The organism is Pseudomonas costantinii, from assembly GCF_001870435.1.
Taxonomy (GTDB): Bacteria; Pseudomonadota; Gammaproteobacteria; order Pseudomonadales; family Pseudomonadaceae; genus Aquipseudomonas; species Aquipseudomonas costantinii.
Genome location: NZ_MDDR01000035.1, coordinates 118,954 through 131,074 on the forward strand (window position 1 = coordinate 118,954; position 12,121 = coordinate 131,074).

General features: G+C 60.5%; 11 protein-coding genes. 4 read left to right on the forward strand and 7 right to left on the reverse strand.

What is annotated here, in order from left to right:
- Positions 1-22: 22 nt before the first annotated feature.
- Together lipA and BFL40_RS19310 are read left to right on the forward strand one after the other, a co-directional pair.
- Positions 23-1,024 (forward strand): lipoyl synthase, encoded by a 1,002-nt coding sequence (gene lipA, locus BFL40_RS19305; protein ID WP_162493887.1) that lies wholly within the window; start codon positions 23-25, stop codon positions 1,022-1,024.
- 137 nt (positions 1,025-1,161) lie between these two features.
- Complete coding sequence (locus BFL40_RS19310; RefSeq protein ID WP_071485443.1) at positions 1,162-2,094, forward strand: S66 peptidase family protein; 933 nt, start codon at positions 1,162-1,164, stop codon at positions 2,092-2,094.
- A 113-nt stretch (positions 2,095-2,207) separates the two neighbouring features.
- On the opposite strand, the gene BFL40_RS19315 is transcribed toward BFL40_RS19310, so the two are convergent.
- From BFL40_RS19315 to leuS, 5 genes are all read right to left on the reverse strand, one after another.
- A complete protein-coding gene (locus BFL40_RS19315; RefSeq protein WP_071485444.1) occupies positions 2,208-3,533 on the reverse strand; it encodes a lytic murein transglycosylase in 1,326 nt (441 codons plus the stop codon).
- Positions 3,534-3,594: 61 nt separating this feature from the next.
- Entirely contained in the window at positions 3,595-3,759 is a 165-nt protein-coding gene (gene arfA, locus BFL40_RS19320) for an alternative ribosome rescue factor ArfA (protein ID WP_003176285.1), read from the reverse strand.
- Between the two features lie 82 nt (positions 3,760-3,841).
- Positions 3,842-4,879, reverse strand: coding sequence for a DNA polymerase III subunit delta (gene holA, locus BFL40_RS19325; RefSeq protein WP_071485445.1), 1,038 nt, complete (start codon positions 4,877-4,879; stop codon positions 3,842-3,844).
- 39 nt (positions 4,880-4,918) lie between these two features.
- On the reverse strand, positions 4,919-5,524 hold the full coding sequence (locus BFL40_RS19330) for an LPS-assembly lipoprotein LptE (protein ID WP_071485446.1): 606 nt from the start codon (positions 5,522-5,524) through the stop codon (positions 4,919-4,921).
- Between the two features lie 89 nt (positions 5,525-5,613).
- The gene (gene leuS / locus BFL40_RS19335; RefSeq protein ID WP_071485447.1) at positions 5,614-8,220 is read right to left on the reverse strand and encodes a leucine--tRNA ligase; all 2,607 of its coding nucleotides are present in this window, start codon (positions 8,218-8,220) and stop codon (positions 5,614-5,616) included.
- A gap of 261 nt (positions 8,221-8,481) precedes the next feature.
- Here leuS and BFL40_RS19340 point away from each other — a divergent pair, with 261 nt between their 5' ends.
- Positions 8,482-8,799, forward strand: coding sequence for a hypothetical protein (locus BFL40_RS19340; protein WP_071485448.1), 318 nt, complete (start codon positions 8,482-8,484; stop codon positions 8,797-8,799).
- 97 nt (positions 8,800-8,896) lie between these two features.
- Complete coding sequence (locus tag BFL40_RS19345; RefSeq protein WP_071485449.1) at positions 8,897-9,658, forward strand: YdcF family protein; 762 nt, start codon at positions 8,897-8,899, stop codon at positions 9,656-9,658.
- 69 nt (positions 9,659-9,727) lie between these two features.
- Here the strand turns inward: BFL40_RS19345 and lnt are convergent, their stop codons facing one another.
- Together lnt and BFL40_RS19355 are read right to left on the reverse strand one after the other, a co-directional pair.
- Positions 9,728-11,251, reverse strand: a complete 1,524-nt coding sequence (gene lnt / locus BFL40_RS19350; RefSeq protein WP_071485450.1) for an apolipoprotein N-acyltransferase — start codon at positions 11,249-11,251, stop codon at positions 9,728-9,730.
- Positions 11,252-11,259: 8 nt separating this feature from the next.
- Complete coding sequence (locus BFL40_RS19355) at positions 11,260-12,099, reverse strand: CorC family transporter (RefSeq protein WP_071485451.1); 840 nt, start codon at positions 12,097-12,099, stop codon at positions 11,260-11,262.
- Positions 12,100-12,121: the final 22 nt, after the last annotated feature.

The following is a 12,121-nucleotide window of genomic DNA, read 5'->3' on the forward strand; positions in this document are numbered from 1 at the left end:
GACTACTGATGCAGTGCAAACCATGATCCCGACGGTGGACGTTACTGACCGTCCGGCCCCGGCCCCGCGTGCCAAGGTGGAAGCCGGCGTCAAGCTGCGCGGCGCCGAGAAGGTTGCACGCATCCCGGTGAAGATCATTCCGACCACCGAACTGCCGAAGAAACCTGACTGGATCCGCGTGCGCATCCCGGTTTCGCCGGAAGTTGACCGTATCAAGGCCTTGCTGCGTAAGCACAAGCTGCACAGCGTGTGCGAAGAGGCCTCCTGCCCGAACCTGGGCGAGTGTTTCTCCGGTGGCACCGCGACCTTCATGATCATGGGTGACATCTGCACCCGTCGTTGCCCGTTCTGTGACGTCGGCCATGGCCGGCCGAAGCCATTGGACGTCAACGAACCGGAAAGCCTGGCCATCGCCATCGCCGATTTGAAACTCAAATACGTGGTGATCACTTCGGTTGACCGCGACGACCTGCGTGACGGCGGTGCCCAGCACTTTGCCGACTGCATCCGCGAGATCCGCAAGCTGTCGCCGAACGTGATGCTCGAAACCCTGGTGCCCGACTACCGTGGCCGCATGGACGTCGCGCTGGAAATCACCGCGGCCGAGCCACCGGATGTGTTTAACCACAACCTGGAAACCGTGCCACGTCTGTACAAGGCCGCGCGTCCGGGTTCGGACTACCAGTGGTCGCTGACCCTGCTGCAGAAATTCAAGCAGATGATGCCGCACATTCCGACCAAATCCGGCCTGATGCTGGGCCTGGGTGAAACCGACGAAGAAGTCATCGAAGTCATGAAGCGCATGCGCGAACACGACATCGACATGCTCACCTTGGGCCAATACCTGCAACCGTCTCGCAGCCACTTGCCGGTACAGCGTTTTGTGCACCCGGACACCTTCGCCTGGTTCGCCGAGGAAGGTTACAAGATGGGCTTCAAGAACGTGGCGTCGGGCCCGCTGGTACGTTCCTCGTACCACGCGGACGAGCAGGCCAAGCTGGTTAAGGCGAGCCTGGTTTCCTAACGACGGCGCTGCTCAACTGTGGGAGCTGGCTTGCCTGCGATAGCATCACTTCGGTACAACTGATGTACCGAGGCGTCTGCATCGCAGGCAAGCCAGCTCCCACAGTTCGTTGTGCAACACCGATACGGAGAACATGGATGACGACTCAACTCGCGGCTGCCGTACCTGCCCTGCGCGCCGAAGGCGTGATCGGCCTGATCGCCCCCGCCGGCCCTGTCGCGTTGGACGTTGAAAAAGCCGGGCAATGGATGCGTGCCCGTGGCTACGAACTACGGATCTACCCTGGCGTGTACGAACGTGACGGCTATCTGGCCGGTAGCGACGACGTGCGCCTGCGCGATCTCCACGCCGCTTTTGCCGACCCCGAAATCGATGCCATCTTCTGCCTGCGCGGCGGCTATGGCACGCCGCGCTTGCTCGATCGCCTGGACTTCGACCTGCTGCGCGCCAATCCAAAGCCTTTCGTCGGTTACAGCGACCTCACCGCCGTACATCTGGCAATCAGCCGTTACGCCGGCTTTGTGACCTTTCACGGGCCGATGTTCAATGCCGACTTGCTCGGCGATAAGCAGCAACCCACCGAGTCATCACTGTTCAGCATGCTACGTGGGCAGCTTGGCGCGGGCAGCGTGCTGGCGCACCCGGCGGCTTATCCGTTGACTACGATCGAGCCTGGTATCGCCTGTGGACGCTTGTTGGGCGGCAATCTGTCGATGATTGCGGCGGTGATGGGCACGGCATACGAAATTGATGCCGAGGGCATCATCCTGCTGATTGAAGACGTCAACGAGCCGATCTACCGCATTGACCGCCTGCTGACCCATTTGCGCCTGGCAGGCAAGCTGGCCCAGGTTGCCGGTGTGCTGGTGGGGGACGTGGCGGGTGTGGATAACGTTGCGTTGGAGCGACTGCTCAAGCAGACCTTCGAGCCACTGCGTATCCCGGTGTTATCCGGTTGGCGCAGCGGGCATTGCGATCCGAACCTGACGCTGCCGATGGGCGCGTTGGTGCGGTTGGATGCGGGGGAGCAGCGGCTGGTGTTGGAGCAGGATGTGGTGTTCAAGTCCTGAGAAGTTGTCGCCTGTAATGCCGCCATCGCAGGCAAGCCAGCTCCCACAGGGGAAATGCATTCCAAATGTGGGAGCTGGCTTGCCTGCGATGGCGGTAGTTGCCATAAGCCGATTTATTGGCTCTGCAACGACTCCAGCAGTTTCACCGTCGGATAACCATCCGCCGGCCAGCCCAGCGACTGCTGTGCGGCTCGAATCGCCTTACGCGTATTGGCACCAATAATCCCGTCCGGGTTACCTGCGTCATACCCTTTAGCGCTGAGCGCTGTCTGCAAATCGATGCGCTGGGAGCGACTCAGCGGCAGTTCGTCTTTCGGCCAATCGCCACGAATCACACCACCCCCGCCAAACCGCTCCGACAGCAGGCCCACTGCCAACGCATAGGACGACGAGTTGTTGTACTTGAGGATCGCGCGGAAGTTGTCCAACACCAGGAAGGCCGGTCCCCGGTAGCCTGCCGGCAACAGCAGGGCGGCTGACAGTTGGTCGACATTGGCCGGCATGCTCGCGCCAGGCGGCAGTTGGATGCCCAGTTTCAACCAATCGGCGACGGTCTTGCGCACGCCGCCATCCGCCAGGGCGTAGTCGAAGTTCGTCGGCAGTTGTTTCACCTCAAAGCCCCACGGTTGGCCTTTCTGCCAGCCGGAGCTTTGCAGGTAGTGCGCGGTGGAGGCGAGGGCGTCGCCCGGGCTGTTCCAGATGTCGCGGCGGCCGTTGCCATCAAAGTCGACGGCGTGGGTGTTGTAGGTGGTCGGGATGAACTGGGTCTGGCCCATGGCCCCGGCCCAGGACCCTTTCATCTGGTCGGCGGAGATATCGCCATGCTGGATGATCTGCAGCGCCGCCAGCAGTTGCGCCTGGGCGAATGCCGGGCGACGGCCTTCGTAGGCCAAGGTCGCCAAGGAGCGGATCACCGAGTTATTGCCCTGGAACTGACCAAAGTTGCTTTCCATGCCCCACACCGAAACCAGCGCCTGGCGATCAACGCCGTAGCGGTCTTCAATGCGCTGCAGGATATCGGCGTACTTGATCAGCAAGGCTTGGCCATTACGCACGCGCACCGGTGACAGGGCGCCGTCGAGGTATTCCCAAACTGGCCGGGAAAATTCCGGTTGGCTGCGATCGGCGCGAATCACCGCCATATCGGGGGTGACGCCGGCAAAGGCGTTATCGAAGACGGCGGGCGTGATCCCGGCTTTGAGCGCTTCAACGCGAAAGCCCGCCATCCATTCGGCAAAGGTCTGGGTCGGTTGGATATCAAGATTGTCCACGGCCAATGGGGCAACCACGGCAGGCGCTACGGCCGGTGCGGTCTGGAGTTTTGGCAGAGGTTGGGCGTCCGCGGCGGTGGGTTTTTCCGCGCAGGCGACAAGCAGAATGAGGCTGGAGGCAGCGATCAATTGGCGAAGGTGCCAACGACGGGAAAGACTAGAGGGCATGCACAGGTCCAGGGATTACAAATCAGGTGCAGACCTTATCATGCCGGAGGGGCACTTGCCTTCAGGCAGCCAGAAAGTAAGAAGCCTCCCAGCTATTAGACTGGAAGGCTTCGCGGCGGTAGCTGCCTTTGCCCTTGCCGGCGCGTTCCTGACGGCTGCGGAACAGTGGCTGGGCGATGATGGATTTGGCCTTGTTGGGGCCATGCTTGGATGGCTTTTTGCTCATGATCGGTACTCTCGGTAGGGGATGGAGCGGTGCAAATCATCTGCCGAAGTTGCGCCGCTGTAAAGCCCGGCGAGAGGTAGGGCTATTCCGCAGGCAGTGACAGGCGCTGCCCAGACATCAAAAGTGACAAACGACTCAGGCTCATCCACGGCGAACCCGCCGCCTGGCCCTTGATCTGCGCATCGATGCGTTGCGCTTCCAGCAACAGTTGCGCCCAGCGTTGCGCGGAGTGTCGTTGCAAGGCTTTGCTCATCAGGGGTTTGCGCTTGTCCCACACAGGTGGCTTGGCCTGGCTGAAGGCTTTGTCCAGCGGCGTGCCCTGGCTGTATTGCAGGGCAATATTGGCCAGCACCCGCAACTCCCGAGCCAGCGCCCAGAGAATCACCGGTGGCTCAACACCTTCGCCACGCAGCCCTTCGAGCATGCGTAGCGCGTGGGCGGGTTCGCCATTGAGGATCGCATCCACCAACCCGAACACGTCAAAGCGAGCGCTGTCCGCCACTGCACCTTGAACGGTTTCGACGGTAATTTGTCCGTCTTCGGCCATCAGTTTGAGCTTTTCGATCTCCTGGGCGGCGGCCAGCAGGTTGCCTTCTACCCGGGCGGCGATCAGCTCTACGGCGTCTTGCGTCGCTGACAGCCCCGATTGGGACAGGCGCTGACGGATCCATTGCGGCAACTGGTTGCTGTCCACTGGCCAGATCTGGATGAACTGGGTGTGTGGGCCCTCGACCAACGCCTTGCCCCACTTGGTTTTCTGCGCGCTGCCGTCAAGCTTGGGCAGGCTGATCAGCAACACCGTGTCTTCAGCAGGCCGCGAGCAGTATTCCATCAAGGCCGCCGCGCCCTTGTCACCCGGTTTGCCCGAAGGCAGGCGCAGTTCCAGCAGGCGTTTCTCGGCGAACAGCGACATGCTCGCGCCGGCTTGCAACAGCGTACCCCAGTCGAAACTGGCATCGGCACTGAACACTTGGCGTTCATCGAAGCCTTGCTGGCGGGCGGCGGTGCGAATGGCATCGGCTGCTTCCTGGCACAGCAGCGGGTCATCACCGCTGACGATATAGACAGGCGCGAGGCCACCTTGCAGGTGTTTGGCGAGTTGGGCGGGGGCGAGTTTCATAGGCGGGTCGAACGGGGCGCTTGGGGCGCCCCGTCTGGCTTACTCGGCAGGGACTTCAACAGGCGATTGTTTCGGCGTGTTGTTTTCGTACTCTTGCGCGGCTTTCAGGGCGTCGGCGTCAGCCTTGGCCTTGTTGTCGGCGGTCTGCTGCAGTGTTTCCAGTTTTTCTGGAGTCAGTTGCTGCAGGCGGACCATCAGGCGCTGGATCAGCTCACGACGCATTTCCTTGCGGACCTGGGTGACTTCCGAGTCCGAACCCACGAGGTTGTTACCGTCGTGGCTGACGACCTTCTGCACTTCAACCTTGTCACCCATCAATGGCAATTGGTCGCGGCCACGCAGTTCATAGACAAGCTTCGTGTTCAGCTCAATGTCCGACGAACGGCCGGCACTGGCGTAGCTGAGGTTACGCTGGGTTTCTTGCTCGTCCGCCAGGAACAGTTTGTAGGTCGCGCCGGTGTAAACGTGCACTCCGCTGTTTTCCAGGGTCTGGCGCAGTTGAATCACCGTCTCGCCATAGGCGTTGCGGGCGCTGACGTCCAGTTCCTTGATAGTCAGTTCATTGGTGCCGGTACCGCGCAGCTGGAAGCCGCAAGCGCTCAGCAGCACAGCAAGGCCCATCACCAGCAAATTGCGTTTGATCATTTTGTTGCTCCCCTTGAAACCATGTCGGCCTTATCGAGGCCTTGGAGGTTTTGTTCGGCGCAGGGCTCAAGCCCTGCGCCCGATCCGATTTAGCTGGCGACGATGTTGACCAGTTTGCCGGGCACTACGATCACTTTGCGGATCGTCAGGCCTTCGGTAAAACGCAGCACGTTTTCGTTGATGCGCGCGGCGGCTTCGACGTCTTCACGGCTGGCACTGGCTGGCATGTCGATCTGGCCACGCAGTTTGCCGTTGACCTGGATCACCAGTTGCAGCGTGTCCTGTACCAGGGCGCTGTCATCCTGTACCGGCCAGCGGGCATCAATGACCGCGCCGCTGTGGCCCAAGCGGCTCCACAGGTCGTGGCTGATGTGCGGCGTGATCGGTGCCAGCAGCAAGGTGACCGTTTCCAGGCCTTCCTGTACCAGCGCGCGGTCCTGTTCGGAGGTTTGCGGTGCTTTTTCCAGCACGTTCATCAGCGTCATCACCTGGGCGATGGCGGTGTTGAATTTGTGGTTCTGCCCCACGTCCTGGCTGGCTTGGCGGATGGCCAGGTGAGTGCTGCGACGAATGGCTTTCTGCTCATCGTTCAGGCCTGCCACGTCCAGTTTGCCCGGCAGACCCTGGCTGACATGGGCGTGGGCCAGGCGCCAGACGCGCTTGAGGAAACGGTGCGAGCCTTCGACGCCGGAGTCGGACCATTCCGCGCTCATGTCAGGCGGCGAGGCAAACATCATGAACAGGCGGCAGGTGTCGGCACCGAACTGGTCGATCATCGACTGAGGGTCGACACCGTTGTTCTTCGACTTGGCCATCTTCTCGGTGCCGCCGATTTCCACCGGCAGGCCGTCGGCGATCAGCTTGGCGCTGATGACCTTGGCTTTGCTGTCACGCTCGAGCTCGACGTCGGCTGGGTTGAACCAGGTGTAGGCGCCATTGGCTTCGCGGCGATAGTAAGTCTCGGCGATCACCATGCCTTGGGTCAGCAGGTTCTTGAACGGCTCATCGGAGCTCACCAAGCCTTCGTCGCGCATCAGCTTGTGGAAGAAGCGCGCGTAGAGCAGGTGAAGAATGGCGTGTTCGATACCACCGATGTACTGATCCACCGGCAACCAATGGTCGGCCGCTGATTTTTCCACCAGGCCGCCCTCGTAGTGTGGCGAGGCGTAGCGGGCGTAGTACCACGAGGACTCGACGAAGGTGTCCATGGTGTCGGTTTCACGCTTGGCAGGCTGGCCGCATTTCGGGCAGCTGCATTCGTAGAACTCGGGCATGCGTGCCAGTGGCGAACCTGCGCCATCCGGTACCACATCTTCCGGCAGGACTACCGGCAATTGGTCTTCCGGCACCGGCACGTCACCGCAGGTTTTGCAGTGGATGATCGGGATCGGGCAGCCCCAGTAGCGCTGACGGCTGATGCCCCAGTCGCGCAGGCGGAACTGGGTGCGCGAGGCACCGAGGTTTTTCTTGATCAGCGCGACTTCGATGGCGTCAAAAGCGCCTTGGAAATCCAGTCCATCGAACTCACCGGAGTTGATCAGGGTGCCGTGCTCGCCGTAGGCGTCTTGCCACGGGGCCGGGTTGGTGTCACCTGAGCTGGTGCGTACCACGGACTTGATCGGCAGGCTGTACTTGGTGGCGAACTCGAAGTCGCGCTCGTCGTGGGCCGGTACTGCCATTACTGCGCCATCGCCGTAATGCATCAGCACGTAGTTGGCGACCCATACCGGCAACTTCTCGCCAGTCAGCGGGTGCTCGACGAACAGACCGGTCGGCAGGCCTTTTTTCTCTTGTGTGGCAACGTCGGCTTCGGCCACGCTGCCGCCTTTGCATTCGGCGATGAACGCCTGCAGCTCAGGGTTGTTCTGTGCGGCTTGGGTGGCCAGTGGGTGTTCGGCGGCCACGGCGACGTAAGTCGCTCCCATTAAAGTATCCGGACGGGTGGTAAAGACTTTCAGTGCGCCCGCTTCGCCGATCGAATCGACGTTGTACGGGAACTGCACTTCCATGCCCTTGGATTTACCAATCCAGTTACGCTGCATGGTCTTGACCTGTTCAGGCCAGCCCGGCAGGTCGTCGAGGCTCGACAAGAGTTCATCCGCGTAGGCGGTGATCTTGAAGTAGTACATCGGGATTTCGCGCTTTTCGATCAGCGCGCCGGAACGCCAGCCGCGACCGTCGATGACCTGTTCGTTGGCCAGAACGGTCTGGTCGATCGGGTCCCAGTTCACGGTGCCGCTCTTTTTGTAGATCACACCTTTTTCGAACAGGCGAGTGAACAGCCATTGTTCCCAGCGGTAGTAATCCGGCTTGCAGGTGGTCACTTCGCGGGACCAGTCAACCGCCAGGCCCAGGCTGCGCAGTTGGGTCTTCATGTAGGCGATGTTTTCGTAGGTCCACTTGGCGGGCGCTACGTTGTTTTTCATCGCGGCGTTTTCCGCCGGCATGCCGAAGGCGTCCCAACCCATAGGTTGCAGGACGTTCTTGCCGAGCATGCGCTGGTAGCGGGAAATCACGTCACCGATGGTGTAGTTACGCACGTGCCCCATGTGTAGCTTGCCGCTGGGGTAAGGGAACATCGATAGGCAATAGAAAGTCTCCTTGCCTGGCTGTTCACTGACTTCAAAGGACTTTTGCTCGTCCCAGAAGGTTTGGGCGGCATTTTCTATTTCACGGGGCTGATATTGTTCGTGCATGGCTACTTTTGAACTGAATAGGGGTGGCCTAATCCTCTTCGGTGCAGCGTTCAGGATGATCGACACCAAAAAGTGGCGCGTCCGTGCCCAAACCCTGCGGGAAGTGGAGTTACAGGAAGCGCCGTAGCATACATGACCCCACTCTATCGAGGGAAACCCTGATTACGCGGCCGAGGCCGTCTGTCGCGGCGTCAGGCAGGCGCAGCCACGGGGACTACGCTGTTTATTGGGGAGCAAGTCTTTCTTCAATGAGGTGAGGGGATGGTTGAATCGCAGCGAACTTTAACGAAACCGCAGTTGTACGAAGGACTGATCGACCGTTTGGGTCTGGCATTGGATGCAGCAAGAACCGCTGGCCGATTGCGTGATGAGCGGCCTGTGGAATTGGAGTTGCGAGGCTTGAGCCAGGCAGAACTTGAATTGATCAAGGGTTATCTGGCGTTGAATCACTACCGTGCCTCTTATGGGCAGGCTTCCCCGCCAGCCCAAGAGCTCTCGCGTTCGGCCAAGGTTATATGGCTGAAGGATGTGGCTGCTGGCCGCGGGCCTGAAAAACTTCGGGCCGTACGGTGCAAGTGAAGCACAGTGTTATCCATTAGCCTTCTCGATATGTGCTGGTAAAGATTGTCGCTAAATCACGTTGCATTTAGGCTTCGGGCATCTTTGGAGATGCCCGATGCCTTTTCGTTATTTCATTAAACAATTGCTGTTGCCGCCCGGCATTTTCTTGCTGTTGCTCGCGTTTGCCTGGTGGTTTCGTAAAAGCCGTCCCCGCCTGGCCGGGTTCTGCTTTGCCGCAGGCTTCGGTGGTATGTGGCTGATGAGCTTGCCGGTGATGGTGCAGTGGGGCGCGCATGCCCTGGAAACGGAGCCGCCCTTGACCCGCGAAGAGTGGGCAACGCTGGCTCAGCGTGCCGACGCGATTGTGGTGCTGGGCTCTGGGCGAGAGCGTGGTGACCCCGCGTGGGGCTCGGACCAACCCACCGGGGTTGGGCTTGAACGTCAGCGTTATGCCGCGCGACTGGCCAAGGCGTCTGGGTTGCCAGTGTTGACCAGCGGCGGCCTGCACTATGGCACCCCGCCGAGTGAGGCCGAACTGATGGCTGTGTCGATGCAGGATGACTTCGGCGTCACGGTGCGCTGGAAGGAAGAACGCAGCCGTACCACCTGGGAAAACGCGCAGATGAGTGCCGAGATTCTGTTGCCGCAAGGCATCAAGCGTGTGGTGGTGGTGACCCAGGCCTGGCATATGCCTCGCTCGGTGTGGAGCTTTGAAAAGGCCGGTTTCACCGTGGTGCCAGGGCCGGTGGGCTTTCTGGGCGTGGACAATGCCCGGCCATTGGGCGGCTGGATGCCCGAGTTCGTGTCGGTGTGGCGCAGCGGGCAACTGATCAATGAGGCGGTGGGGCAGGTGGGGTATCGGTTGTTTTACCGGTAAGTCGCAGCACAGTAGACCCAATGTGGAAGCAGGCAAGCCAGTTCCCACATTGGGTTTTGTGTTTGCCTGCTAGACGGTTTTAGACATCCGACCTGCCAGCAACGCCCAGCCAAACAACACCAGGCACACAATGATCAATGGCCACGAGCGCCATTGCAGGTACGGCGTCAGGTTGTGCATCGGTACGACTTCGCCGTAGAGAATTCCGCGCTCGAACTGCGGGATTTGCTCGGTGATCTGTCCAAACGGGTTGATCAGGCCAGTCACGCCATTGTTGGTCGCGCGGATCATCCAGCGGCCAGCTTCCAGCGCGCGCATTTGCGCCATTTGCAGGTGTTGCAGTGGGCCGATTGAACGGCCGAACCAGGTGTCGTTGCTGATGGTCAGCAACAGATCGCTCTGGGCCGACAGGCCGGCAGCGAATTCCGGGTACACCACTTCATAGCAAATGAACGGCGCAATCTGATAGCCCTTGGCCTGCAACATGGCTTGGTCGGCTGGGCCACGAGCGAAGTCCGACATCGGCAAGTCGAAGAAGGCAATCAGCCCGCGCAGCATGTCTTGCAGAGGTACATATTCGCCAAAGGGCACCAGCTTCTGCTTCAAGTAAGTGCCTTCGCCTTCACCCAGCACAGTGATGCCGTTGAAGTAGCGCTTCTGATGGTGCACTTCCTGGCGAATCGGTACGCCGGTGATCAGCGCGGTGTGCCGGTCGGCGGCAAACTTGCCCATCATGCCCAAATAGCCTTCGACGGAATCCTTGAGCACCGGTACTGCAGTTTCCGGCCACACCAGCAGGTCGACACGCTTGGAGCTGAAGCTCATGTCCCGGTACAGCGCCAACTGTGCATTGAGCTGCTCGGGGTCCCACTTCATGCTTTGTTCGACGTTGCCCTGAATCGCAGCCACGCTCAGTGGTGCGCCGGACGGTGCGGTCCAAGCGTGATGCTTGAGCGCAAGGCCAATGGCCCACGGCGCAACCAACAGCACCAGGCCAGCGCCGATAAAGCCGTTGCGCTTGGTTGCCAGCAGGCGCGGCAGGTTGCACAGCACCGCGGCGGTCAGCGCGAGGGCAAAGGAAATCAGCCACATTCCGCCCAGCGGCGCGAGGCCGGTCAGCGGGCCGTCCAGCTGGCTGTAGCCGGAGTACAGCCACGGGAAGCCGGTGAGGAACCAGCCACGAAACGCTTCCTGGCCGACCCACAACGCAGCAAAGGTCAGGGCATCGGCCAACGGCGCTTCATTGCGGCGCAGCCAGCGTGCCCACAGCCAGGCGGGTAGGGCAAAGAACCAGGCGATGGCGGCGGTAAACAACAGCATCAAAAAGCCAGCCAGCAGCACCGAAGCGCCGCCGAAGTGGTGGATGCTGTAGTAGATCCAGCTGGTGCCGGCGCCAAACAGGCCGAAGCCGAAACACCAGCCACGGCCCAGGGCCTGGCGTGGCGTCAAATCCCGCAGCCCGATATAGAACAATCCGACTGCCACCAGTGCAAACGGCCACAGATCGAACGGCGCCAGCGCCAGGGTAGTGATGGCGCCAGCCACCACGGCCAGCAAGTTACCGGGCCAGCCGGGTGCGATGAGACGGCGCATGTCAGTCCTTAGCGGGCAATAGGTGTCAGGCGAATCAAGTGAATCCGGCGGCTATCGGCATTCAAGATGCGAAAGCGATACGCGCCAATCTCGGTGATCTCGTTACGCTTAGGCAGATGGCCAAACGCACTCATCACCAAGCCGCCGACGGTGTCGAACTCATCGTCGGAGAACTCGCTGTCGAAGAACTCGTTGAAATTCTCGATCGGCGTCAGTGCCTTGATCAGGAAATCACCACTTGGCAGCGGCTTGATGTAGCTGTCTTCTTCAACGTCATGCTCGTCTTCGATGTCGCCGACGATCTGTTCCAGCACGTCTTCGATGGTCACAAGACCCGCTACGCCGCCGTATTCGTCAATCACAATGGCCATGTGATTGTGGTTGGCGCGGAATTCACGCAGCAGCACATTCAGGCGTTTGGATTCAGGCACGAAGGTGGCCGGGCGCAGCAGATCCTTGATGTTGAAGTTGTCGCCGTTCTCCTTGAGGATCAGCGGCAACAGGTCCTTGGCCAGCAGGACACCCATGACGTCGTCATGGCTTTCACCGATCACCGGGTAGCGCGAGTGCGCCGAGTCGATCACGGCCGGGAGGAATTCCCGTGGGGTCTGGGTCGCCTTGATGCTGATCATCTGCGAGCGCGGGACCATGATGTCCCGTACTTGCAGGTCAGCCACCTGGATGGCGCCTTCGACGATGGCCAGCGCTTCGCTGTCCAGCAACTTGTTCTGATGGGCCTCGCGCAGCAGCTCCAGCAGCTCCTGGCGGTTTTTCGGCTCGTGGGCAAAAGCCTGGGTCAGTTTACCCAGCCATGACTTCTGCCCGTTGCTCGATCGGTCTTCGCTCATAGCGATTACTCTAAATCCTTTG